Annotated in this window: 21 protein-coding genes; 7 read left to right on the forward strand and 14 right to left on the reverse strand. The window is 66.8% G+C overall.

What is annotated here, in order from left to right:
* Window positions 1–5: 5 nt before the first annotated feature.
* Entirely contained in the window at window positions 6–533 is a 528-nt protein-coding gene (locus tag MTX34_RS12175) for a YbhB/YbcL family Raf kinase inhibitor-like protein (protein ID WP_243593066.1), read from the forward strand.
* Window positions 534–578: 45 nt separating this feature from the next.
* On the opposite strand, the gene MTX34_RS12180 is transcribed toward MTX34_RS12175, so the two are convergent.
* From MTX34_RS12180 to MTX34_RS12190, 3 genes are all read right to left on the reverse strand, one after another.
* On the reverse strand, window positions 579–1,649 hold the full coding sequence (locus MTX34_RS12180) for a quinone-dependent dihydroorotate dehydrogenase (protein ID WP_243609663.1): 1,071 nt from the start codon (window positions 1,647–1,649) through the stop codon (window positions 579–581).
* A 77-nt stretch (window positions 1,650–1,726) separates the two neighbouring features.
* Window positions 1,727–1,948, reverse strand: coding sequence for a DUF5703 family protein (locus MTX34_RS12185; protein WP_032377864.1), 222 nt, complete (start codon window positions 1,946–1,948; stop codon window positions 1,727–1,729).
* Window positions 1,949–2,029: 81 nt separating this feature from the next.
* The gene (locus MTX34_RS12190) at window positions 2,030–3,052 is read right to left on the reverse strand and encodes a YncE family protein (RefSeq protein WP_243609605.1); all 1,023 of its coding nucleotides are present in this window, start codon (window positions 3,050–3,052) and stop codon (window positions 2,030–2,032) included.
* Window positions 3,053–3,212: 160 nt separating this feature from the next.
* On the opposite strand from MTX34_RS12190, the gene MTX34_RS12195 reads away from it, so the two are divergent.
* Window positions 3,213–3,578 (forward strand): hypothetical protein, encoded by a 366-nt coding sequence (locus MTX34_RS12195; protein WP_243609606.1) that lies wholly within the window; start codon window positions 3,213–3,215, stop codon window positions 3,576–3,578.
* On the opposite strand, the gene MTX34_RS12200 is transcribed toward MTX34_RS12195, so the two are convergent.
* The 4 genes from MTX34_RS12200 to MTX34_RS12215 all read right to left on the reverse strand — a co-directional run bounded on the left by MTX34_RS12200 (window position 3,553) and on the right by MTX34_RS12215 (window position 7,437).
* Entirely contained in the window at window positions 3,553–4,407 is an 855-nt protein-coding gene (locus MTX34_RS12200; protein ID WP_374639498.1) for a heme ABC transporter ATP-binding protein, read from the reverse strand. The genes MTX34_RS12195 and MTX34_RS12200 overlap by 26 nt on opposite strands.
* Entirely contained in the window at window positions 4,398–5,465 is a 1,068-nt protein-coding gene (locus tag MTX34_RS12205; protein WP_243609608.1) for an iron ABC transporter permease, read from the reverse strand. The genes MTX34_RS12200 and MTX34_RS12205 overlap by 10 nt, the downstream gene beginning before the upstream one ends.
* A complete protein-coding gene (locus MTX34_RS12210) occupies window positions 5,462–6,424 on the reverse strand; it encodes an ABC transporter substrate-binding protein (protein ID WP_279393204.1) in 963 nt (320 codons plus the stop codon). Before MTX34_RS12210 ends, MTX34_RS12205 begins: the two co-directional genes overlap by 4 nt.
* A gap of 80 nt (window positions 6,425–6,504) precedes the next feature.
* Window positions 6,505–7,437: an aldo/keto reductase gene (locus MTX34_RS12215; RefSeq protein ID WP_243593061.1), complete on the reverse strand. Its 933-nt coding sequence runs from the start codon at window positions 7,435–7,437 to the stop codon at window positions 6,505–6,507.
* Window positions 7,438–7,648: 211 nt separating this feature from the next.
* Between MTX34_RS12215 and MTX34_RS12220 the strand changes: the two genes are divergently transcribed.
* The 5 genes from MTX34_RS12220 to mshC all read left to right on the forward strand — a co-directional run bounded on the left by MTX34_RS12220 (window position 7,649) and on the right by mshC (window position 12,013).
* Window positions 7,649–8,479, forward strand: coding sequence for an undecaprenyl-diphosphate phosphatase (locus MTX34_RS12220; protein ID WP_374230224.1), 831 nt, complete (start codon window positions 7,649–7,651; stop codon window positions 8,477–8,479).
* A gap of 25 nt (window positions 8,480–8,504) precedes the next feature.
* Window positions 8,505–9,212: a histidine phosphatase family protein gene (locus MTX34_RS12225; RefSeq protein ID WP_243593059.1), complete on the forward strand. Its 708-nt coding sequence runs from the start codon at window positions 8,505–8,507 to the stop codon at window positions 9,210–9,212.
* A 135-nt stretch (window positions 9,213–9,347) separates the two neighbouring features.
* The gene (locus MTX34_RS12230) at window positions 9,348–9,938 is read left to right on the forward strand and encodes a DUF3090 domain-containing protein (RefSeq protein WP_243593058.1); all 591 of its coding nucleotides are present in this window, start codon (window positions 9,348–9,350) and stop codon (window positions 9,936–9,938) included.
* Between the two features lie 35 nt (window positions 9,939–9,973).
* Complete coding sequence (locus MTX34_RS12235; RefSeq protein ID WP_243593584.1) at window positions 9,974–10,747, forward strand: SCO1664 family protein; 774 nt, start codon at window positions 9,974–9,976, stop codon at window positions 10,745–10,747.
* A gap of 24 nt (window positions 10,748–10,771) precedes the next feature.
* Window positions 10,772–12,013 carry a cysteine--1-D-myo-inosityl 2-amino-2-deoxy-alpha-D-glucopyranoside ligase gene (mshC, locus tag MTX34_RS12240; protein ID WP_243609610.1) on the forward strand — a complete coding sequence of 414 codons (1,242 nt, stop codon included), beginning with the start codon at window positions 10,772–10,774 and terminating at the stop codon, window positions 12,011–12,013.
* Here the strand turns inward: mshC and MTX34_RS12245 are convergent.
* The 7 genes from MTX34_RS12245 to MTX34_RS12275 all read right to left on the reverse strand — a co-directional run bounded on the left by MTX34_RS12245 (window position 12,010) and on the right by MTX34_RS12275 (window position 23,607).
* Window positions 12,010–13,248: a DUF2399 domain-containing protein gene (locus MTX34_RS12245; protein WP_243609611.1), complete on the reverse strand. Its 1,239-nt coding sequence runs from the start codon at window positions 13,246–13,248 to the stop codon at window positions 12,010–12,012. The genes mshC and MTX34_RS12245 overlap by 4 nt on opposite strands.
* Window positions 13,238–17,422 carry a TIGR02680 family protein gene (locus MTX34_RS12250; protein ID WP_243609612.1) on the reverse strand — a complete coding sequence of 1,395 codons (4,185 nt, stop codon included), beginning with the start codon at window positions 17,420–17,422 and terminating at the stop codon, window positions 13,238–13,240. The genes MTX34_RS12245 and MTX34_RS12250 overlap by 11 nt, the downstream gene beginning before the upstream one ends.
* 4 nt (window positions 17,423–17,426) lie before the next feature.
* The gene (locus MTX34_RS12255; RefSeq protein WP_243609613.1) at window positions 17,427–18,842 is read right to left on the reverse strand and encodes a DUF2398 family protein; all 1,416 of its coding nucleotides are present in this window, start codon (window positions 18,840–18,842) and stop codon (window positions 17,427–17,429) included.
* On the reverse strand, window positions 18,839–20,314 hold the full coding sequence (locus MTX34_RS12260; RefSeq protein ID WP_374639501.1) for a TIGR02677 family protein: 1,476 nt from the start codon (window positions 20,312–20,314) through the stop codon (window positions 18,839–18,841). Before MTX34_RS12260 ends, MTX34_RS12255 begins: the two co-directional genes overlap by 4 nt.
* Before the next feature lie 160 nt (window positions 20,315–20,474).
* Window positions 20,475–20,774 (reverse strand): Rieske 2Fe-2S domain-containing protein, encoded by a 300-nt coding sequence (locus MTX34_RS12265; RefSeq protein ID WP_243593052.1) that lies wholly within the window; start codon window positions 20,772–20,774, stop codon window positions 20,475–20,477.
* Window positions 20,771–23,260 (reverse strand): nitrite reductase large subunit NirB, encoded by a 2,490-nt coding sequence (gene nirB, locus MTX34_RS12270; RefSeq protein ID WP_243609615.1) that lies wholly within the window; start codon window positions 23,258–23,260, stop codon window positions 20,771–20,773. The genes MTX34_RS12265 and nirB overlap by 4 nt, the downstream gene beginning before the upstream one ends.
* Entirely contained in the window at window positions 23,260–23,607 is a 348-nt protein-coding gene (locus tag MTX34_RS12275) for a molybdopterin oxidoreductase (protein WP_094629987.1), read from the reverse strand. Before MTX34_RS12275 ends, nirB begins: the two co-directional genes overlap by 1 nt.
* Window positions 23,608–23,615: the final 8 nt, after the last annotated feature.

Here is a 23,615-nt window from a genome sequence, read left to right on the forward strand (position 1 = left end):
CCATCGTGGCGTACAACCCATACGACTCGCTTCCGGACCTCCCGACCTTCGAGTTGACGTCCGAGGATGTCGAGGACGGCAAGACCCTGAAGGACCAGCAGGTCAGCGGAATCATGGGAGCCGGTGGACACGACAACTCCCCGCAGCTGTCCTGGTCCGGATTCCCCGAGGGCACCAAGAGTTTCGCCGTCACCGTCTACGACCCCGACGCGCCGACGGCATCCGGCTTCTGGCACTGGGCAGTGGCCAACATCCCTGTCGGAACGACGTCGCTGGTATCTGGAGCCGGCGACGACGGCGGAACCGGAGTTCCCAGCACCGCGGTGACACTGAAGAACGACGCCGGTCTGTTCCGCTACATCGGTGCAGCCCCGCCCGCAGGTCACGGACCGCACCGGTACTTCATCGCCGTTCACGCGGTGGACGTCGAGCGACTGGAAGTCGACGAGACGGCCACCCCGGCCTACCTCGGCTTCAATCTGTTCTCGCACGCCATCGGTCGTGCGGTCCTCACCGGCATCTACGAGGCCTGAGCTCGCTCGTCGGGTGTCGGAAGATTCGTTTCGACACCCGACGGTTCAGGGCCTGTTCGCGGAGCCCACCGCCTCGGCGATCGTGGCGAACCCGTGTTTCTCGAGCCGAGCTGCCAGTCCCCGGTGAATGCCCTTGATCCACAGCGGGCCGCCGTAGATGAACCCCGTATAGCCCTGCACCAGAGAAGCTCCCGCAGTGATGCGCTCCCAAGCTTGCGCCTCGGTCTCGATTCCCCCGACGGAAATCAACGTCAGCTGGGTGCCCACTCGGCGGTAGAGACGCCGCAGCACCTCCAGTGATCGCTCTGCCAGCGGAGCTCCGGACAGGCCTCCAGCGCCCATTCCGGCAACCAGTTCCGCATCGCTGCGCAGGTCCGCGCGCGAGATCGTCGTATTCGTGGCCACGATGCCGTCGAGGCCGAGTTCGACGGCCAGGTCGGCCACCGCGTCGATGTCCTCGTCGGAGAGGTCGGGGGCGATCTTGACCAATACCGGCACTGTGACAACCGACTGAACCGCCACCAGGATCGGCCGCAGCGATTCGACGGCCTGAAGGTCACGCAGACCCGGAGTGTTGGGGGAGCTCACGTTGACGACCACGAAGTCCGCCAACGGGCCCAGAAGCCGCGCGCTGACCGTGTAATCCGCCGCAGCGTCGGCCGGCTCCACGATCTTGGTCTTGCCGATGTTGGCACCGATCGGGATGCGCGTGCGCCGGCCGCGCAATCGGTCCGCAGCGTGTTCGGCACCGTGATTGTTGAAGCCCATGCGGTTGACGATGGCGCGGTCGAGAGGCAACCGGAACAGTCGAGGCGTGGGGTTACCGGGCTGGCTCTGCGCCGTCACCGTGCCGATCTCGGCGAAACCGAATCCGATGGGCTCCCAGGCATCGATGCCGTCTGCATTCTTGTCGAAGCCGGCCGCAAGACCGAGGGGAGCGGGAAAGTCGACGCCGAACACCGTCGAGCGCAGTCGCGGATCATCGACCACGAACGCCTTCTCGGCCAGAAAACGCAGCGGCGGCGCGACGGCCACGGCGCGGAGCACCCCGAACGCGAGGTGGTGAATCTTCTCCGGTGGCACGAGGAACATCAAGCGCAGCAAGGCGCGGTACAGACGGTCTCCCACGTTCTTCTTTCCGATCGATCCGGCTCGGTCCAACATCCTGCGGTGGAACAGTACTGCCGTCGGGCTCAGATTCCGGGCTCCGGGATGTGATGCGCGGTCTTCTTGCGCTTGAGCAGCACGCGTCTGCTGCCGTCGGTGTAGAGGCGAACCCGCGACAGTTCCCAGCCGCCGAACTCGGCTTGAATCGCCAGCCGCATCGACGCGGTCACCCTGGTCACGTCCGGGGGCAATCTCAGCGGCACGTATTCCCAGTCGTCGGAAGGCGACACTTCCCATCCGACGGGCATCTTCGCTCGACCAGGAGTCGAACTCTCGTGTGTGCTCACGTGTCTCCTTCGTCACCAGAGTGGTTGTGGCAGAACCCCGGTTCAACGACCCGCAGCGGGGATGCGCTGCAGGCCGTCACCGGTTGCCGATCCCACGTACAGGTCGCCGGTGTCGGCGTCGACGGCCATCGAATCGGGCTGCCGCACAGTGGCCAACCGCTCGACTTCGACAGGAATTCCGGTGTCGAGTGTGTACCCGACCACCTCGTTGAGGGCCGGCAATGTCACCCATGCGATACCGGACTGCTCATCGTAGGTGATCGCCCACGGCTGTGCGCCGACCGGAAAGCGTTGCCGCATCAGCAGATCGTGCGAGGTGAAAACGAGCAGCTCGGTTCCGGTCGAGTCGGTGACCAGCAGGCGGCCGAATTCGTCGCTGGTCATCTCCGCGGCGCCTTCGCCTGCACGCAGGGCCACGCCGAGGGTGCCGTCGTCCAGGTTCAGATCGGTCACCGATGTCTGTCGACGGTCGAGGACCGAGACGCCTTTCGGTGTACTGGCCAGTGCGTCGGCCGAGGTCAGGCTGCCGCCGGATACCGTGGCGGTGACCTGGCCGTTCGTATCGAGCACGCGGACCGTTCCGCTGTCGTCGCCGACGGCCGTCGTGCCGTCGGGCAGGTCTGCTGCGGACAGCGCGTCGGCGTCGACGGTCATATCGGTGCGGCGACCGTCCGCCACGCCGATCCTCGCGACGGCACCGTCCATCGGAACGAGCACTGTCGAGTCCCGCCCGGCGACGAGTTCTGCTCCCGTGGAGCCCAGGTCGACCACACGGGTCTCCGCCGTGGCTTCGTCGACCAGGGTGACAGTTGTCGATGCGTCGGTCAGCGCCACCAGGGTGCGGGTGACAGGGTCGAAGGTGAGGGCGTCCACCGGGGCGAACGCGCTGACGGTTCCGGCGGGGGTCACGGTCGCCTCGGGGGACTCGGCAGGCGGTCGGGGTTCGACGGAGATGTCGTCGGCGTTCTCGTCGTCGCTGGAACACCCGCCGACCGACAGGACTGTGACGAGGGCGAGCGCGGACGCGACTGCCGCCCGAATCGAACGAGCCGACGGTGTTCGCATGAGGCCGAACCTACTTCCTCGAGAAGATGCTGCCTGTGGAGGCGCTGCCACATCTGTACCAGCGTGCGGCGATCTCGGCGAAATCGACCGCGCCGGATCTGTTGTCGTCCGGCCGCGTCCGAGGAAGCGGTAGCGTGATCGTCCGAGGTGAATGCACGACATGGGAGTGGACGTGGGATCCGAGGAAACACACTTCGTCGTCGAGGAAGTGAACGCGGGAACGCATGCGAACGGCTTCGGGCGGACCGATGACGGCCGTGCGTTCGCGTTTCGCGTGCACAGAAGCACCCTGTACGTGGAGATATACCGAGCCGATGTGCGGTCTCCCGTACCGGACCGGTCCGAGGTCGAGGCGGTCGCCGAGCATTCGGTCACCGAAGTCGATCTGACCGACGAACGCAGCATTGTCGGCGTGGTGCGTGATGCGGTCGCACACGCGCAGCAGCTGTCCGATGCGTCACAGCGAGACACCACGGCGGTGCGTGCTTTCTTCGATCGGGTCAATTCCGTGCTGGAGGGTTTCTGACGCGGTGGGGAACCACCAGCTGTTCGCCCGTCTCGGGATGATCGAACACATCGACGGGGTGCCGGTAGACCCGGCCCAACCGCTCGGCGGTGAGCACCTCCCGCGGCGGACCGGCAGCAATCGATCGTCCCGAATCCAGGATCGCGACGCGGTCGGCGTACGCCGCTGCGAGTCCGAGATCGTGCAGCACGACGACCACGGCGCGGCCCTGTTCGGCGAGTGAGCGCACCACGGCCATCACCGACTCCTGATGTCCCACGTCGAGTGCGGCGGTGGGTTCGTCCAGCATGATCGTTGCGGTGTCCTGCGCTATGACGCGCGCCAACGCGACCCGGGCCTGCTCACCTCCCGAGAGTGACGCGAACGGTCGACGCGAGAACTCCGATACATCACAGGCGGACATGGCTGCGGCGACGCGGTCGTCGTCGTTGCGTGCTGCCGACGTGCCGACCCAGGGAGCTCGACCCATTCGGACGATTTGGCCGGCCGTGAACGCGAACCCGACGCTGTGTTGTTGAGGGAGCACAGCGCGGCGCCTGGCCAGGTCCACCGTGCGGATGCGGGTCAGCGGTTCGTCGCCCAGCAGAACCGATCCGGCACTGGGTTCGGTATCTCCCGCCAGGACCGACAGCAGCGTCGATTTGCCCGCGCCGTTGGGGCCGACCAACGCCAGTATCTCGCCGGCCACCACGTCGAGGTGGACATCGGACAAAACGGTGGCGTCCCCGCGCCGTGCGGAGACTCCGCGGGCGACGAGGGCGCTCGAACCCGGTTTCGGCGCGGCCGGGATGTCGCGGCGCGCGGTGCCGATCAGTCTCGTCACGCCCAGCCGCCCTGGCGAGCACGGGTACGGCGGAGCAGCCAGAAGAAGAACGGCGCACCTGCCAGCGAGGTCACCATGCCGAGCGGTAGGTCGACGTTCGCGACGAGGGTCCGCGTAACGAGATCGGCAGCGACCAGCACGACGCCCCCGGCGAGGGCGCTGGCCGGAATCAGGAGTCGATGGGCGGGACCGAGCACCATCCGCATGGCGTGCGGAACCACCAGACCCACGAACAGGATGATTCCGGTGAAGGCGACTCCGGACGCGACGAGCAGGGCGACGACGACGATGGCGAACTGCCTGAGTCGTTCGACGTTCACGCCCAGATGGCGTGCCACGTTCTCTCCGAGCGCAAGCAGGTCGAGTCTGCGGGCGATCGCCATGGAGGCACCGATTCCGAGCAGTGCGAGCGGGCCGACCACGGCCACCGACTGCCAGGTTGCGCCCGCGAGCGACCCCAGCTGCCAGAACACGATCTGATCGCGGGCGGCGGGACTGGCGACGAAGGTGAAGAACGCGATGATGCCGCCGGCGAAGGCATTGACCGCAACGCCCGTGAGGATGAGCGTCACCACTTCGGTGCGACCTGCGTCACGAGCGAGGAAATACACGGCGATCGTGGTGACGAGCCCGCCGACGAATGCAGCGAACGCCACACTCCAGACTCCGGCGAAGCTGCCACCGAGCACGATGACCGAGCTGGCTCCGACGGCGGCACCAGAGGAGACCCCGACGACACCCGGCTCGGCCAGTGGATTGGCGAACACCCCCTGGAGCAGCGCACCCGCGCAGCCCAGGCACGCGCCGACGACGACAGCCAGCGTCAGCCGCGGGAATCGGACCTGCCACAGCGTCACCTCACCGCTGGGATGGGCGGGCATCGGGCCGATGTCGAGTCCCACCCGATGTATGAGACTGCCCAGTACTTCCAGCGGAGTCGTCGGAACCTGCCCCACGACGGCCGAGATCAATGCCAGGCCCACCAGCGCCGCGCCCAGGGCTCCGAATGTGGCAAGAACCTTCCCTCGGCCCGTGCGTGGTTCGGCGAGTGTCCGGTCCGTCATGACGCCGGGTCGTACACGGCCTTCGACAGTGCGCCCAACACCTTTCCCGTGTTCGGGCCGAAACTGAGGATGGTCCCGTCGTCCATGTCCACCACCCGGCGTTCTCGGCCTGCGGGGGTCTGGGCGATTCCGGGGATCTGCTCGAGACCCTCGATTCCGCCGATCGATTCGAGGCCCCTGGTCATCATCAGAATGACGTCGGGTGCTGCGGCGATCAAGGCTTCGCTGGTGACCGGCACGAATTGCTCGGTCAGACCCGATTCGACACCGGCATCCCTGGCACCGAGAGCCTCGATCAGTGCGTCTGCTCCCGAGCCTGGCCCGGCGAGCATCTTGATTGCCGGGCCGCGCATGTACAGAAACGCGATCTTCAGTGGTTCGGAGGAGCCTGGAGCGTCGTTCGCCGCTGCCGAGATCTCGGTGGTCGTTCGTTCGGCGAGGGCGGCACCGGCGTCGGGCACCCCAAGGGCGGCTGCCACGGCCTCGATCTGGGTTGCGACGCCGGCCAGAGTCCGCGTGGGGTCGAAGTACACGACGGGAATGCCCGCGGCTCGGATCTGATCCTGCACAGCGCGTGGACCGATGCTGGTGTCGGTCAGCACGACGGTCGGCGACAGCGCCAGAATTCCCTCGGCGCTCAGGGAATGGCCTGTCGGGGTGACATCGGGCACGTCCTCGGCCGCAGGAAATGTGGCAGAGGTGTCCCGACCGACGAGGTTGTCGCCGAGGCCCAGCGCGAAGACGGTCTCGGCGAGCGTGCCGTACTGGTCGGCAGCGACGATGCGGGTGTTGTCCGTCACCGTCACGGCGACGCCGTCGAACCCGGTCACGGTGACGGGGAGTACCGCCGCTGGATCGGCCGTGACGGGCTCCGGGTCCGGGTCGTCGACGACGGCGGTCCGTGGGCCGATGGAGCCCGGCAATTCTGCGGCGGGGGTGTTCGCCGAGCAGGCGACCAGAAGTCCGGCGACGAGGAGCACGGCGGCGAGACGGTTGACGGTCACAACGGAAGGTTAGCCTGTCCGATGTTGGCGGGTCTTCAGGCGCTGACGTCGTCAAGCGCCGATGCGATCGCGGGCGGCAGCTCGAGTTCCTCGGCCATCAGTGCGCCCATCAGTTGCGCGAGGTCCCGCGCTCCCACGATGGCGCTGCTCACTCCGGGTCGGTCCCGCGCCCATGCGAGTGCAACCACCAGGGGAGAAGTGGCCAGCCCGTCGGCAGCGGTGACGGCCGCGTCGACGACGCCCACAGCGGAATCGGTCAGGTACGCGTGCACGGCCTCGGCGTGCAGTTCGTCGGCCCCACGGGAGTCAGCGGGTACGCCGTTGCGGTACTTGCCCGTCAGGACGCCGCCTGCCAGGGGGACCGCGGCGAGGATGCCGATGCCGTGGTGGTGCGCGGCCGGAACCAGCTCGTCCTCGATTCCGCGCGCAAGCAGCGAATACTCGGCCTGAGTGGCCACGATGTGTCCGGTACCGGCCGCGCCTGCCGCCGTCGCGAGTTGCCAGCCGAGGTATCCACGGGCACCGGTGTAGCGGACCCGTCCGCTGGTCACGGCGTAGTCGAGCGTCGCGGCGACCTCGTCGACCGGGGTCATCGGGTCCCAGGCCGCCACCTGCCAGAGGTCGAGGTAGTCGGTCCCGAGCTCGCGCAGAGTGGCATCGAGTTGGCCGAGCAGGCCGCGGCGGGAGCAGTCGACGTGATAGCGGCCGTAGCGAGAACTCAGTCCCGCTGCGCTGCTGATCACCAGTTCGTGCCGGGGGACGACGTCGTCGAGCAACTCGGCGAGCACACGTTGCGCGCGTCCGTCCCCGTACGCCGGAGAGGTGTCGACGAGCGTGCCGCCGGCCTCGGCGAACGCCGACAACTGTGCTGCCGCGTCGTCACCGTCGGTTCCGCTACCCCATCCGAGGGTGCCGAGGCCGAGTCGGGAGACTCGGAGTCCGCTGGTACCGACCGATCTCTGCTTCATATGTGCCGAATGTCCTTTTACGTGTGATCGTCGCTGTCGAACTGCACTGCCGCCAGTGCACAGTAGTGCGCCGCGCCGCTCGGTGCGCAGGTGCCGCGCCGGGTACGGTCGTGCCCGTGAATCGCGAATTCAGGGGGCAGGCCGTCGGCCGCGCATCGGTAGTGAACAGTTCATCGACACCGATCTCGAAGGGTGACGCAGCATGATCGACATGACGTGGCTGCAGGCGATCATCCTCGGTGCAGTGCAGGGCTTGACCGAATTCCTACCGATCTCCTCGTCCGGGCACCTGCGCATCGTGTCCAGTGTGTTCTGGAACGAGGACGCCGGTGCCTCGTTCACCGCGGTGACCCAGCTCGGCACCGAAGCCGCTGTGCTGCTGTTCTTCTGGCGAGACATCGTCAGAATCGTCAAGGCGTGGTTCGTCGGCCTGAAGAAGAAGGAAGAACGCGGACTCGATTACCGCATGGGGTGGTACGTGATCATTGCCACCATCCCCATCGGCGTTCTAGGCCTGCTGTTCAAGGATCAGATCCGCACCGGTGCGCGAAACCTCTACCTCATCGCTTTCATGCTGATCGCGTTCGCCGTCGTCATCGCGATCGCGGAGAAGGTGGGTCGCAAAGAACGCCCGATCGAGAAGCTGACCACCCGGGACGGCATCGTCATGGGTCTGGCGCAGTGTCTCGCGCTGATCCCCGGAGTGTCCCGTTCCGGGGCGACGACCAGCGCAGGCCTGTTCCTCGGGCTCGAACGCGAGGCAGCGGTTCGCTTCTCGTTCCTGCTCGCCATCCCGGCGGTCACCGCCTCCGGCCTCTTCTCGCTGCCCGACGCCTTCGAGCCGGTCGGCTCCGGCCTGGCCGCGTCGGGTCCGCAGCTGTTGGTGGCCACGATCATCGCCTTCGGGCTCGGCTACGCCTCGATCGCCTGGCTGCTGAAGTTCGTCGCGAACCACTCGCTGTACTGGTTCGTCGGATACCGCATCGTGCTGGGCGTCGTGGTGCTCGGCCTGCTGGCCGGTGGGGTCGTATCTGCAACGTAGGTTCGTCCTCATTAGGCTCGTTGCAATGACAGTCATCTTGCTTCGGCACGGCCGCTCGACGTCGAACACCGCGGGCACCCTCGCGGGGCGGAGCGCGGGAGTCGAGCTCGATGATCGTGGGCGTGAGCAGGCGCAGGCGGTGGCGGATCGCCTCGGCGAGCTTCCCGTGTCCGAGATCGTGCGCTCGCCGTTGCTGCGGTGCGAGCAGACGGTCGAGCCGTTGGCTGCCAAGCTGGGGCTCTCGCCGGTGGTCGAGGATCGGTTGGTGGAGGTCGACTACGGGCAGTGGACCGGCCGGACGATCAAGGAGCTGCTGGCCGAGCCGCTGTGGAAGGTCGTTCAGCAGCATCCGTCGGCTGCGGTTTTTCCGGAAGGCGAGGGCTTGGCGACGGTTCAGCAACGCGCGGTACAGGCCGTGCGCGAGCACGACGCCCGGTTGGCCGCGCACCACGGCCGCGACGTGTTGTGGGTGGCGTGCTCGCACGGTGACGTCATCAAGTCGGTGCTCTCGGATGCGATGGGTGCCCACCTCGATTCCTTCCAGCGCATCGTCGCCGACCCAGCATCGATCAGTGTCGTGCGCTACACCTCGACGCGGCCTTTCGTACTGCGGACCAACGACACCGGGTCCGATCTGAGTGCGTTCGTCCCGAAGGCCGAGGAGCCCAGCACGCCGGAATCGGGTAACGCGGACTCTTCCGACGCGGTCGTCGGTGGTGGGGCAGGCAGCTAGAGCGCCGATTCGGCGCCGACACCCCGATCGGTGGCAGGCTGGAGGGCAAGCAATACCGACCATGGTCGATCTGTGGTCGATAATGAAAGTTCCGGAAAGTGCTTCGCGGAGCTGTTCGAGTCGTTAGGAGGTGCAATGCCGCGCGCCATACACGTTTTTCGCACCCCTGATCGTTTCGTTGCCGGGACCGTTGGGGAACCGGGCGACCGAACGTTCTTCCTTCAGGCGGTGCACGACGCCCGAGTGGTGTCGGTCGCCTTGGAGAAGCAGCAGGTCCAGGTACTCGCCGACAGGATGGGGCTGCTCCTGGAAGAAGTGCACCGCCGCTTCGGAGCCGACGTTCCGGCCGAGGAGACCGACCAGGTCGACACCAGTCCGTTGCTGACTCCGATCGACACCGAGTTCCGCGTCGGGACGATGGGGCTCGGCTGGGATGCCGACGCCAACGCCGTCGTGGTGGAACTTCTCGCCGTCAGCGAGGTCGAGGTGGACGAATCCGTCGTTCTCGACGACACCGACGAGGGCCCGGATGCCGTCCGCGTGTTCCTCACTCCGGTACAGGCCCGCGAGTTCGCGGTGCGGTCCGAACGCGTCATCGCGGCGGGCCGTGCACCGTGCCCACTGTGTGGACAACCACTGGCCCCCGAGGGACACGTCTGCATCCGAACCAACGGCTACCGCCGCGGTGCGACGTTCGGACCGGTGACCGAGGCCGACGAATCTTGACCGTCGAACTGCCGCCGTTCGAGGGCCGCGAAACCATGGAGACCGGCGACCTGACCGTCGTCGGTCGTGTGGTGTCGGCCAGCAACGCCACGTTGGTGTGCGAGGCGGGCGAGGGCGACTCGGCCGTGCGGTGCGTCTACAAACCCGTTCGTGGGGAGGTGCCGCTCTGGGATTTCCCGGACGGCACTCTCGCGGGCCGCGAAGTGGCGTCGTACGAGATCTCCGAGGCCCTCGGTTGGGGTGTCATTCCGCCCACGGTGCTGCGCGACGGGCCGTTCGGTCCCGGCATGGTGCAGAAGTGGATCGACACGCCGGAGGAGCGCGCCGAGGGACGCGTCGACCTCGTCGACATCTGCCGTCCCGATCTCGTGCCGGCGGGATGGATTCCGGTACTGCAGGCGTACGACGGCGAAGGCGAGGAAATCGCACTCATCCATGCCGACGATCCGCGGCTGCAGCGGATGGCGGTTCTCGACGTGATCCTCAACAATGCCGATCGCAAGGGTGGGCACGCACTCGAAGGCCTCGACGGCTACGTGTACGGAGTCGACCACGGAATCTGCCTGCACGCCGAGAACAAGTTGCGCACGGTGCTGTGGGGTTGGGCAGGCCAGGCTGTGGACGACGCACTGATGACGGACGTGGTCAGGTTCGTCGAGACGTTCGATGCGGTCACCGCGCCACGTTTGGTCGACAAGATCACCCTGACCGAAACGGTCGCGGTGCTCGATCGGGCGCAGGAGCTCATCGCCCGCCCCGTCATGCCGGAGCCTCGCTCGAGCAGACCCATACCCTGGCCCGCCTTCTGATCGGGCTCGGATAGGCTCGGCTGCATGCATTCTTGGTCGAGCCCGGAGATCCCGACAATTCCAGGACAGGGTCCAGCGCTTCGATTGTTCGACACCGCAGACCGCCAGGTGCGCCCCGTGACCCCAGGTTCGACGGCTCGGATGTACGTCTGCGGAATCACCCCGTACGACGCCACCCACCTCGGGCACGCGGCGACGTACCTGACGTTCGACCTGATCTACCGGTTGTGGCTGGACGCGGGAACGGACGTGCACTACGTGCAGAACGTCACCGATGTCGACGATCCACTGTTCGAGCGCGCCGACCGCGACGGCGAGGACTGGCGCGATCTCGGAGCTCGTGAAATCGAACTCTTCCGCGCCGACATGGAAGCCTTGCGGGTGCTCCCTCCGCGCGATTACATCGGTGCCGTCGAATCCGTCGACGAGGTCGTCGAACTGGTGGAGAAGCTGGTCGCGTCCGGTGCCGCGTACGTCGTCGACGACGACGAATACCCGGATGTGTACTTCCGCGCCGATGCGACCCAGCAGTTCGGCTACGAGTCCGGTTACGACCGCGCCACGATGGATACGTTCTTCGCCGAACGCGGGGGCGATCCCGATCGGGTCGGTAAGCGGGATCCACTCGATGCGTTGCTCTGGCGCGCGGTGCGGCCGGGCGAGCCGTCGTGGCCGTCGCCGTGGGGTCCGGGTCGGCCCGGGTGGCACATCGAATGCGCTGCCATCGCGCTCAACCGCATCGGTACCGCCTTCGACATCCAGGGCGGCGGAAGCGATCTCATCTTCCCGCACCACGAATTCTCGGCCGCGCACGCCGAGGCGGCGACCGGTGATCCGCGTTTCGCCCGGCACTACGTGCACACCGGAATGATCGGGCTCGACGGCGAGAAGATGTCCAAGAGCCGCGGCAATCTGGTGTTCGTCTCGAAACTCCGGGCCGAGAATGTGGATCCAGCAGCCGTACGACTCGGTCTGCTCGCCGGCCATTACCGGCAGGATCGGCCGTGGTCCGACGAGGTCCTCGAACGCGCGCACACCCGACTCGCGCTGTGGCGTCGGGCTGCTGCGCTCGACAGCGCAGCCTCGGCCGACGACGTGATCAACCGGTTGCGCCAACATCTGGCCGATGATCTGGACACCCCCAAGGCGCTCGACGCTCTGGACGCCTGGGCGAGCTTCGCAGTCGAGCGCGGCGGATCGGATGCGGGCGCACCTGGTGCCTTCGCCGATGCGGTAGACGCGCTGCTCGGAGTGCCGCTGCGTTAGGTCGAATCTCCGGTTCGCAGATCCGTCAACAGATCCGGGATCAGTCGTTCTTCCATGACTGCTCGGCCCGAATCGCAAAGGGCAGCAGTCAGTTCCGGATCCCACGGACTGTCGGTCGGATGCCCCTTCAGTGGTTCGGAGTTCCGTGCATCGAGTGCGCGCCGGTAGGAGTCGACGTCCATCCGCCAGGGCGACGCGTCGTACCGGTCCACTGCTCGTTTCACCATGTGCACTCCGGCCCAGTCGAAGTCGGCCCGCCATTCGATCGTGGTGCCGGGCGCGCGGGAGGCCAGCAGCCGGTGCACCGCTGCGGAGGGCTGGCCGTCGGTGCAGATCAGGCTCGCGCAGTTCGAGCCGAGGGTGCGGGCTGCGGCGGCGAGCACCGCCACGTTCTCGCAGACGAACACCGTGGACGAGGTGTTGGTGAGTGGACCGCGAGTGAGCATGTCCACGGTGACCGGGAAGGGGATGCCCTCGTCTGCTGCATCGTTCAGCCATCGAGCCACGGTGTGGGTCTCGTCGACGCGGTAGCCGAGCACCAATACGCGGCTGGACAGCGGATCGACGGACACGCCAGCGGTTTCCCACAGCGCTTTGATGCCGACCGGATCGACGGGGCGGGGTACGTTCTCGCGCAGCGACAACGCGTCGAGGACGAGTTTGGGGGCACCGCCGCCCGAAAGCGCCTTGGTGTCACCGCAGGCCAGCTCCGCGAGTTCGGTGAGAGACATCCCGTCCACCGGAAGCAGCGCGAGAACCTGTGTCGCCACCGCGAGCGCTTCGACGGCGACGCGGCCCCCGAGGGTGCCGTCCTGATTGAGCAGCGACGCCATCCAGTGCTCGATCCACTCGCGATCGGTACCGCCGCCGAGAACATCCCTGGCCCGGTCGAGCGCATCCGCGCGGACCTGAGCCTTGTCGGCTGCGATCCGCTTCTTGTCCTGCAGCGGGGCCTGCTGGGTGAGCGTGTCGATCAGTCCGAGCCCACCGTTGAGCGGATGGCTCAGCCACGCGTCGAACCGCTCGAGGTCGAGCCTGGTGCTGCGCGCCCGAGAATGCAGACTGGAGTTGGACCGAGAGATCGCGCTGCACAGACGCCACAGCTCCGGGGCGTCGCTCAAGTCGACGGTGATGTTGCCGCCGACGCGAAGCCAGTTGGACTCCAACTTCTTTCGTGCCGCGTCGAGCAGAGCAGCCAATTCGACGCTGTCGCGCCACTCACTGTTACCGGTCAAACTCCAGCCCACCTTCGGTTCGGGTCGGCACCCGGCGCGTCAACGGCGACCCGAGCGCGGCCGCGAGGTCGGTACCGTCGTGTTCGGCGAACAGTTCGCCGTTCTCCCACACCAGAAGTGCTGCGCTGACGGTGTTCTCGGCTGTCGAATGTGCAAGGTCGTAGTGGGCGCAGCCGGGGACGTCCCCGTAGGTGATCCACAGGTCGTATCCGGTCATGAACAGATCGAGATCGAATTGCACACTGAGGCCGAGCAATTCACTGCGGCCGTTGTCGTCGACACCGGCAAAGGCCTCGTCCAGCGCGAGCAACCGAGGCGAATGTGGATCGGCGGACGAGAGCATCACGTGCGCCGCGGCGAACAGTGGCAGGTGCAGCGAGACCGACTGCTCACCGCCCGAGAGTGCACTGTGGCGTGCGACGGTGAGGCGATCCTCGTTGCCGTCGCCGCTGATGAGCGTGAAGGCGAACACGCGCCAGCGGCGATAATCCAGTGTGGTGGAGAGGATCTCGGGATAGGACCGTTCCGGATGGGCCGCGCGCGCGATCCTGATCTCGGACGCGAAGTGGGCGCGCATCGCGGCCAGATCGTCCTGGTTCAACGCCGAGGCGTCGCGGTCGAGCAGCTTGGACACCGCACGGGCCCCGTCGTCGAGGTTGTCCGCGAGCACCCAGTGCACACCGATCGTGTTGCCCGAGGACATGCGGCGCTGCTTCATCTCGGCGGACATCTGCGCGATCAGCTCGCGTGCGTCGACGGTGCGTTCGTGAATCTGCTGCGCCAGACCGGTCAGCAGTGCATCTTCGAGAATACGGCGCTCCTGCTCGGTCAGCAGCAACTCCTGATCGGCCCTCGCCGCACCGATTCGGTCGGCGAAGTCACCGACCGACGAATAGCCCTGCTCGTCCTGAACACGGACCACGGTCAAACCGTCCGGCGCATCCCACTGCAGACGGTAGTCCTGACCCGAGGCGGCGAGTTGCGAGTCGAACTCCTGCAGCGCGCTCGTCAGCGCCGTCCGAGTCGACTTTCGGCTCGAGTCACTCACTTTGACCGACGCCGTCGCCGCATCGAGCGCCGAATGCAGCGCGCGCACCACCGGCGGAAGTACCGGAACCTCCTCGTCGGGACCGTCGGCCTGCTGGACGCGATACAAGATCTGTTCGACGCTCAGCCACGCCGAATCACTGGCCGGCCACGCATACGCCTCGTGGACGCCGAGAATGGCCAGTAGATCCTTGCGAGCGTACGGCGCGAGCCGTCCGGCATCGTTCAGGGTTTCGGTGACGGCACCGCGCAGGCTTTCGAGCGCCGTGTTGCACGCTCCCTCGGCCTTGCCGATCGCTTCACCGGCTTCCTTGTCCGCTTTGCGGGCGGCTCGTTGCTCCGCGCGACACTTCTCGATGCTCTCGCGAGCGTTCTCGAGATCGGTGTCGATCTGTTCGGCGGTGGCACCGAGCTTTTCGGTCAGCAGCTCGAGTCGCTGCACCTGCTGCCGATAGCTTTCGTCCGCGATCGCGGCTTCCTCGGCGAGCTCCTCGGCCAGACCGCTCGCTTCGTCGAGCCGGTTGGCTGCCTCTCGCGCGCGTTCGGCCTCGCGTGTGTGATCGCTGCGCTTGCGGATCACCGCCGAACCCTGATGCTCGAAGTGCCGAATCGCCGCGGCGAGGGCATCGATGTCGCGGCCGATGTGCGGGGTGCGATGAGCCACGGCGACGGTACGCAGCTGCTTTTCTTTCGCCGAGAGGTCTGCGATCGAGAGGTCGAACTCACGGTCCGCGGCTGCGGCCCCCTCCTTCGAGGTGCGCAGCGCCCCTGCGGCGGCTGTGACGGCGCGTTGCGCCTTGACGATGGCCGAGACCCGAGGAAGTTGCTTGGCGGCCGCGTTCAGTGCGTGCACCAACTCACGCGCAGTCCGCTCATCGGCCGTCGCGGTCTCGAGCGCGGTTGTTGCGGTGTCGATCGCCGTGCCGAGTTCGGCGATGCGTTGCTCTCGCCGACGCGCCCGCGCCGTCGCACCGATGTACTCGGCATCGGTTTTGGTGTGGCGACCCTGCTGCACCCCCTGCCAGTACCGGCCGTCGACGCCTACCGAGACCGCACGGTCGGCGGCGGTGCTCGTATCAGATTGCAGTGCAATCGAGTTCAGCAGTTCGAGGATCCGCGATTCGGGTACGGCGGTGCCGGGCTCGGGCTCGAGCACCGATGCCAAGGTAGCGCCGGCCGGCCGGTCGGCCTTCGGTAGCGGTGAGAGATACTGCTCGGACCTGGAGTCGACGGGGAAGTCCGCGACCGGGTGAAGCCAGCCGTCGAGAAGATTCGCCGCCTGCAGCGCGGATTCGATCCCCGCAGCGTCGGCGGAGGAGACCGAGTCGGCAAAGCGAACCAGTTGCCACAGCGGCGCTCCCGACAGTTCCGCACGAGAGTCGGTCCGCGCGGCGAACGGCGGCGGAGCGTCGTCGTGTTCGGCTCGCACCAGAGCCAGTTCGTCGTTCAGCGTGCTCAGCTCGGCCTTGCGGGTGGTCACGTCGACCCGCGCCTGAGCCTGCCGGGCGCGAATGGCGTCGACCCCGTCTGCGGTCTGTTCGGCGAGAACGGATTCCAGGCTCGGGGCGTCGTCGTCGCCGATACCTGCCAAGGCCGCGTCGAGGGCATCGAACGCGGCGGAGGTGACGCCCGCGGAGGAGTACAGCGCCGAATTGGTCGACCACCAGGCCCGCAGGCCCGACGCGAACTGCGCCTTCTCCACGTCCACGCTCGCCTCGGCCTCGGTGACCGCTGCCGACGCGGCCTCGAGCAGCTCGCGAGCCTTCGAGGCGGCCTTCTCCGCACGAGCGCGTTCCGTCGACGCCTTCTCGACGGTGCCCAGCGCCTCACGTACCGCCCGCACGTCGCCGTCACGCTCCTCGGCATGGCCGCGCAGAGCGGTGCTGATCTGATCGCTGCGGGCTGTGCCCGGCAGCGGTGTCCAGACGATGCCCGCGTCCTCGGCCGCAGTCTGCAGCTCCTCCTCTGCGCGGGTCACCCCGGCAACGGAGTCCCGGAGTGCGGAGTCGGCCCGAGCCGCCTCGGTGGTGCGCTGTTCCAGTTCTGCTTGCGCCTTACGTGCGCGGTCGGCCTGCTGGGCCGTCGAGACCTCCAACTTCGCCGCGGATTCGGCCAGGTCGTCGAGTTGCTGCTTGCCCTCGTACGCGCTCGAGCGCTGCAAGGTCTCGCGGTCTGCGACGGCCTGATCCAGTGCGCGTTCCGCCTCGTCGAAACGGGTTTCTGCCGCGGCCCGCTCCAGCAGCCGCCGATCCTTCAGTGCGGCAGCGGCGAAGTGCGCGGTGGTCGCATGGGTCACCGCCTCGAGTCGGCGCGAGACCTGCTCGACATCCGAACGGGTTTGCACCCGAAGATATTTGGAGTACACCGAGACGAAGTTCTTGGCGGCATGGTCGGCCTGCGCCAGTCCTTCGAGCGCCCGGCCCACTTCTTCCATGTCGCTGAAGGAGCGCGCTGCCTCGAGAACGAGCTGCTCGTCCAACGGCCGCAGCCCGTCGGTCAACGCCTGCGAGAGCCCCTTGGGGTCGAGGTTCTTGGCCAACTGCGGGCGGCGCAACGTCAGAATGAGGTTGATCAGCTGGTCGTAGCGCTGGGCACCGAGCCCGAACATGCGGGCGTCGATCGCGGCGCGGTAGTCGACCGGGCGATCGGTCAACGCGTCGGTGCCCAGCTGTTCGGCGAGCTGCTTCTTCGTCAACGGCCGGTCGTCGGAACCCAACAACGAGAAGTCGACGCCCACTCGGCCGTCGGCCACGAAGTACCAGCGGGTCACCTTGTCGTTGTGGCGGCTCGCCCGCATTCCGATGCCGACCGTCACCGATTCGGGGTCTTCGCGTGAGCCGCGGCCGAACTCCATCCACACGTAGGAGTGCGCGCTTTCCTGCCCACGGTAGAGGAGGTTGGACTTCATCGTCCGCTCCTCTCCGGCAAAGGGATTGAGCCGGCGCGGTTCGATGCGTCCGTCGAGGACGAACGGAAACAACACCTCGAGCGCCTTGGTTTTGCCGGATCCGTTGGGACCACGCAGCACCAGGCGACCGTCGGCGAAGGAGAACTCCTGATCGCGGTAGTCCCACAGGTTGACGATCCCGGCTCGCGTCGGCCGAAAGCGTGTCGAGTGTGCGGTCATCTACTCAGGCCTCTACTTCGGATGGATCGGTGCTGGGGGTGTGTTCGCTGCCGAACAACGAATCTTGCGGTGTTCGATCACGCACGCTGACCATCACGTCGCGGTAGCGTGCGATCACCGGCAGCACCAACACGCCGCCGGACACGCTGTGGATCAGTCGAAGTCGATGCAGCAGCGCAATCGCTCGCGTACGTAGACCGTCTCGGTCGGTCTGCCACTGCGCGGCGAACGTACGACCGAATCGTTCGATGAGATCGTCGACGACCGTTGTCAGCCAACTGTCCTCGATCAACGGATACAGCTTCTTCTCTTCCGTATCCACGAATGCCGTTGCATCGGAACCGAACCCGAATTCGGCGAGATCGCCGAAGATCCCGCCGTCGGGAATGGCGCTGTCCAACTGCTCGATCAGGGCAACACCGGCCGGGAGGGGGTAGGTCGCCAGCGTGGGTGCATCGGGATCGATCACTCGGTCCGAGATCTCGCCCGCAATGAGCAATGCGACCTGGGCAATGGTTCCGGTGCTGGGGAATCGAAAGTCCGAGAGCCGTCCCGAGGTGTCGATGAGGGCCACCCCCTCGGAGCGACGCTCGGCAACGAGGCCGGTCAGCAGTTCGACGTCGGCAACGGTGCGCGACGCCGCCAGGGCGGTGCGGCCGTCCAGGTCGAGATCGTCCAGATAGACGACCGGTTGTTCGACCAACGCTCGGCGTACCGCACGCAGCGTTTCCTTCGGATCTGCTTCACGCCCGGACTCGGTGTGTCCGAGATCGGAATCCTCGGGATCGATCGGGGCGTCCGAGCCGGCCAACAGACCACGAATCGACCGCAGGTGCTGCACGGCGCGGGGCGGCCGGAACATGGCGACGACAACGGGACGGTCGATGTCGTAGAGCGCTTCGCCTGCGGACGGGTTGTTCGCCCAGCCGGTCGCGTCACCGTCGGCCAACGCGATGGCACCGCGGATCGCGAGCCAGCCGATCGCGTCGACGAACGCGTCTCGGTCGCTTGCTCGGTCGGTCTTCAGTTCGACCCCGTCCACCTGACTCGCCTCGGCCGCAACGTGATCGGCGAGTTCGGACAGCGTGATCTGATTGCCGGCCCGGCCGAGTGCCGCAAGCGCCAACGCCAGGTACGCGTATCTGCGGCGATCGAAGATTCGGTCGGTCGACGTTCGGGCGGGTTGGCTGTCGTCGAGTCCGTCGAGCACCGGGAACAGTCGTGCGGTCGTCTCGGTGACCTCGAGGCGATACCCGAAGAGTTCGAGCAGGTCCTCGCGTAACTCGGTGGCCCACCTGCGCAGTAGTGGCAGCGCGATCCGATCCGGGTACGTCGCGGTGACCAGGTGATTCGACAACGCCACTCGGGCGGCCCGTTGGTAGGAATCGAGTGCGAGAGAGGATATTTCGCGGGCCCTCATCGGCGTGCGACCTCACTGACGTCGAGCGCGAGGCGGTCCAGATGCAGTCGGCCTCGGGTGGTCCGCACGATCGTCGAACGGTCGCTGTCGCTCAGTGTCAGGCGCACGCCACTGTCGGAGCCGGACGAGTCCGAGGTGCGCCCGCTCACGCGCACTCGCGCGGTCAATGCGGCATTCAACAAGCTCAAGAGCACCTCGGTTTCCTGCTCGTTCAGAATGCGATCGTGGATCCCCGCCGAGGCAAGGGACTGCGCGGCGGCACTGCGTGATCGCTGCGACTCGAGTTGCTGCTCGCGCAGCCGTCGGATTCCCCCGTCGTTGCGTTGCACCCGTCCCGGAACGCCTGGGGTCGGGGTTCGTCCGGTCTCGGCCAGCGTGCGCGAGATCTCGACCGGCGGTGCCTCCCACCACGATCGAGACGTCGAGATGATGTCGGCATCGGGATGGACCATCGAAAGGTGTCGAGGTCTGCCGAGGCCGAACACGGCGTGGAACAGCGCGTGTGCGCTGTCCTCGGTGGGAGCGGCAGCGAACCATCCGGCCAGATGGCGCAATTGGCTCTCGCGGCTGACGCCGCCCTTGCGGGTTTCGGTGACGCGGCGGAGCAGAGCCAACACGGCGGCGATCGCGCTCATCGTGCCCTCGCGGAGTCGCTCGGACTCGCTCAGTTCGGACTCGGCCGAGACGAACCAGTGCGAGAGACCGGCCCAGCGATCGGTCCAGTCGGCGCGGCGTTCGTCCACGGTGAGGAAGACTCTCTCGTCGCTGATCGCGGCCCGGTCGACGAGTTCCTCGATGCCGGTGCCTTCGACGAGTGCTATCGCCTCGGCCAGCTTCGGGGCGTAGCGGGTCAGATCCGAGCTGAACTCGCGCATGTGCGTGAGCAGGGCGTCCTTGTGCACCAGGAACGACTCCGGGGTGATCTCGGTGGTGCGCACCAGGTCACCCAGCACCAGGTAGAAGTGCGCGGCGCGGGTCGCCATCTCCGACAGCGTCGAATCGAGTCGGCTGAGCTTGCGGTAGATGCGATCGCCGTCTGCCTGACGGTTCGCCTCGGCCAGCTCGTGCATGTCGGCCAGCAGTTCGGGTAGCACCAGCCGCGACAGGGAAGCATCGTCGAGGCGGGCTCCGAGCACGTCCTCGACCGCGCGGTAGGCCTTGTAGCCGGCTTGGCCGAACTGGTAGACGAAGTGGCGGTTGCGGTACTCGGCGAGCGTCGCGGCACGGGTGCCGTCGTAGCTGCGTTCGAGCAGGCCCCACGCGTGAAGCTGGTCGAGCAGGGGCGCGATGTCGAGGGTGGTCAGTGCGTCGTGCCGACCGGGGTTGCGTGCGATGAGGTCGGCCACGTCTCCCGAGTGCAGCAGGACGACGTAGTTGGCTCGTGCGGTGTCGAACGCCCGGAGAACGGCCAGGTACTCGGATCTCTTCTCGGCGACGGCGAACGAGAACAGACCGAGACGGTCTTCCTCCACGAACGCGTTCACGACCCCCTGCCGCGCGTCCTCGCCTGATTCGCTCACTGGAACAGGGTAGGGGGTAGGAGTGGAGCCTGCGAAACGACCAGGCGGTGTAGGAGTGGAGCCTGCGAAACGACCAGGCGGTGTAGGAGCGCCAGTCGTTCAACCGTGCCGGTTACAGGTCCACGGTCACTTTTCCGTCCACCACTGCGGCGGGGTAGGTGCGTACCGAGTCGATGCCGCTGGGGCAGGTGCCGTCGTCGAGCGAGAAGGTGTACTGGTGCAGCGGGCACACGACGATGGATCCGTCGATCTGACCGTCGGCCAGGGGCCCGCCCTTGTGCGGGCACACGGCGTCCATCGCCCGCACCGAGCCGTCGCCGAGCAGGAACACCGCAACCTGCTTGCCGTCCACCACGTAGGCCCGTCCCTCGCCGGGTGTCAGGTCCTCCACGGCCCCCACCGGCACGCTCATCGGACCGGCACCTGCGGCAGCGCAAGCAGGGGCAGCGACGGGGTGAACTGGGCGGGCGACTTGGGCGCCGCGCGATCCTGCCAGGGGTCGATGTACCCGTCCACCGATGCCTGCACTCGCTCGTCGAGTCCGGCGACGATGCCGTCGCGGTCATCGATCAGCACGCTCTGCAGTTCCTCCAGGCCGACACGCGGAACCCAGGCGTACGTTCGCTCGAGCCACTGAGCGTTCTCGCGGTAGTGCTGAATGAACCTGCCTGCCACGGTCAGAACCTCCTCGGCCCCGGTCACGGTGGCCAGTAGATCGCCCTTGCGGATGTGTGCGCCTGCCGCGCCGCCGACGTAGATCTCCCATTTGTTCTCGCCCACCGAGACGACGCCGAAGTCCTTGCACAGTGCCTCCGAGCAGTTGCGTGGGCAGCCCGCGACCGCGAGCTTCAACTTCGCCGGAGTCTCCAGGCCCTGGAACCGCTCTTCGAGGGCGATGCCCAGGGCCGTCGAGTCGCCGAGGCCGAAGCGACAGAAGTCGCTGCCGACGCAGGTCTTCACCGTGCGCATGCTCTTGCCGTAGGCGAAGCCCGAGGGCATGTCCAGATCGCCCCACACCTTCGGCAGGTCCTCTTTCTTGATGCCGAGAAGGTCGATACGCTGCCCGCCGGTGACCTTGACCAGCGGAACGTGGTACTTGTCTGCGACGTCGGCAATCTTGCGCAATTGATCCGGGGTGGTGACGCCACCCTTCATCTGCGGCACCACCGAGAACGTGCCGTCGCGCTGGATGTTGGCGTGGACCCGGTCGTTGATGAACAGCGCGCCGCGCTCGTCCACCCAGTCCGGGCCCCACACCGTGCGCAGCAGTGACGCCAACGGCATCTTGGCGGCGGCATCCTCGGCTCCGGCGGTCGCCAGCGCCGCGAACACCGCAGACACGGCCCGAAGATCCTGCGCTCGAATGGCGTCGATCAATTCCGGCTTGGTCATGGGGATGCAGGGGACGTACCAGTCGGCGGTGGGGTCTGCTTCGACGGCACCGCCCGCTGCGCACGCGATGATGTCCTTGACCAACCCCTTGCACGAGCCGCACCCCTTGCCCGCGCGGGTCTTCGCGGTCACGTCGCCGAGGTTCTTCGCGCCCGCGTGCACGCAGGCCACGATGGCGCCCTTGGTGACGCCGTTGCAGTTGCACACCTGAACGTCGTCGGCCAGCTCGGCGGCTCCCGTTGCCGCAGAGGGAGTTCCCATGTCGAAGAGCATGCTGATGCGCTCGTCGGGCAACGGCACTTTCTCGTCGAATGCCTGAGTCAGGAAATTAGCCTTGGAGATGTCGCCCAACAACGTGGCACCGACCAGTTTGTTGCCCCGCACGATCACCGACTTGTACGTGCCACTGCGCGGCTCGTAGAACTGGACGAACTCGTCGTCGTCGCGTTCGGGGGCGGTGATTCCCATCGAGGCGACGTCCACACCGGCCACTTTGAGCTTGGTGGTCAGGCGCGAACCGTGGTACGCCGCAGTGGGATCGGCTCCGGTGAGCACGTCGGCCAACACGACGGCCTGCTCCCACAGCGGTGCGACCAGGCCGTAGACCTCGCCGCGATGCTGGCAGCATTCACCGACGGCATAGATCGAACCCTCGTCCTCGCAACGCAATTGGTCGTCGACCACGATTCCGCGTTCGATCACCAGCCCGCCCGCGCGGGCGAAGTCCACACTGGGGCGAATGCCCGCGGTGACCACGACCATGTCTGCGGCGAGCGAGGTGCCGTCGTTGAACCCCACGCCCGTGACGACGCCGTCCTCGGAGCGCAACACCGAGGTGGTTCGCTTGGAGGTGTGCACGCCGACGCCGAGTGACTCGATCTTGTTGCGCAGCACGCGTCCGCCGCGCTCGTCGAGCTGTTGATTCATCAGATGACCGGGGGAGTGCACCACATTCACCTCCAGGCCCTGCGTGCGCAAGCCGTACGCGGCTTCGAGTCCGAGGAGACCGCCACCGATGACGACGGCCGAGACGTCGTCACGCGACTGCGCCATCTGCAGCATCCCATTGGTGTCGGCGATGGTGCGGAAGCCGAACACACCGCGTGCCAGCCTGCCGTCGGACTCGCGCAGACCGTCCATGTTCGGGAAGAACGTGTTGCTGCCGGTGGCGATGATCAGCACGTCGTAGTCGACGGACCGACCGCTCTCGCAGATGACGGACTTGGAGAACCGGTCGAGGGAGATCGCGCGGTCCCCGGCGTGCAGTGTGACTGCGTTCTCGCTGTACCAGCTCATCGGATTGAGGATCAGATCCTCGTCGTCGACGGTGGCCTCGCCGGACAACACGTGCGAGAGCATGATTCGGTTGTAGTTGCCGTACGGCTCGTCGCCGATCATGGTGATCTCGAACAGCGAACTGCCGTCGCGCTCGAGGATCTGCTCGACCGTTCTGGCACCGGCCATCCCGTTGCCGACCACCAGCAGTCTCTGCTTGCTCGCGGTCATCAGATCAGCACCAGACCGAAATCGACGACGACCTCTCCGCTGGTACCGGCAGGGGCGGCGATCACCAGTTCGAGCACCGTGTCCGGATCCACGTCCTCGACCACCCGCAGCGGGATGTTCACTCCGCTCTTGGCACCCATCGGGAACATGCGCATCGGGCTGCCGTCGCGCAGCAGGGTCACGACCACCAGCTCGTCGCTCGAGTTTCCGCCGCGAAAGTACAGGGGCTGAGCCGTCGCACCCTCGGGGACGACGAAGCTCAGGCTGGGATCGATCAGCTCGGGCTTGTCCAGACCGTTACCGGTGAAGGAGAAAATGCCGTGCAGGAATCGCGGTGTGCTGGCCATACCCACGA

Origin of the sequence: Rhodococcus sp. ARC_M5, from assembly GCF_022810405.1 — a bacterium.
Classification (GTDB): domain Bacteria; phylum Actinomycetota; class Actinomycetes; order Mycobacteriales; family Mycobacteriaceae; genus Rhodococcoides; species Rhodococcoides navarretei.

Excerpts from the sequence above, each read along its gene's own strand:
- MTX34_RS12185 (WP_032377864.1), bottom strand. The coding sequence starts at position 1,948 with ATGCCCGTCGGATGGGAAGTGTCGCCTTCCGACGACTGGGAATACGTG.
- MTX34_RS12190 (WP_243609605.1), bottom strand. The coding sequence starts at position 3,052 with ATGCGAACACCGTCGGCTCGTTCGATTCGGGCGGCAGTCGCGTCCGCG.
- MTX34_RS12195 (WP_243609606.1), top strand. The coding sequence starts at position 3,213 with ATGGGAGTGGACGTGGGATCCGAGGAAACACACTTCGTCGTCGAGGAA.
- MTX34_RS12205 (WP_243609608.1), bottom strand. The coding sequence starts at position 5,465 with ATGACGGACCGGACACTCGCCGAACCACGCACGGGCCGAGGGAAGGTT.
- MTX34_RS12215 (WP_243593061.1), bottom strand. The coding sequence starts at position 7,437 with ATGAAGCAGAGATCGGTCGGTACCAGCGGACTCCGAGTCTCCCGACTC.
- MTX34_RS12220 (WP_374230224.1), top strand. The coding sequence starts at position 7,649 with ATGACGTGGCTGCAGGCGATCATCCTCGGTGCAGTGCAGGGCTTGACC.
- MTX34_RS12225 (WP_243593059.1), top strand. The coding sequence starts at position 8,505 with ATGACAGTCATCTTGCTTCGGCACGGCCGCTCGACGTCGAACACCGCG.
- MTX34_RS12230 (WP_243593058.1), top strand. The coding sequence starts at position 9,348 with ATGCCGCGCGCCATACACGTTTTTCGCACCCCTGATCGTTTCGTTGCC.
- MTX34_RS12235 (WP_243593584.1), top strand. The coding sequence starts at position 9,974 with ATGGAGACCGGCGACCTGACCGTCGTCGGTCGTGTGGTGTCGGCCAGC.
- mshC (WP_243609610.1), top strand. The coding sequence starts at position 10,772 with ATGCATTCTTGGTCGAGCCCGGAGATCCCGACAATTCCAGGACAGGGT.
- MTX34_RS12250 (WP_243609612.1), bottom strand. The coding sequence starts at position 17,422 with ATGACCGCACACTCGACACGCTTTCGGCCGACGCGAGCCGGGATCGTC.
- MTX34_RS12255 (WP_243609613.1), bottom strand. The coding sequence starts at position 18,842 with ATGAGGGCCCGCGAAATATCCTCTCTCGCACTCGATTCCTACCAACGG.
- MTX34_RS12265 (WP_243593052.1), bottom strand. The coding sequence starts at position 20,774 with ATGAGCGTGCCGGTGGGGGCCGTGGAGGACCTGACACCCGGCGAGGGA.
- nirB (WP_243609615.1), bottom strand. The coding sequence starts at position 23,260 with ATGACCGCGAGCAAGCAGAGACTGCTGGTGGTCGGCAACGGGATGGCC.
- MTX34_RS12275 (WP_094629987.1), bottom strand. The coding sequence starts at position 23,607 with ATGGCCAGCACACCGCGATTCCTGCACGGCATTTTCTCCTTCACCGGT.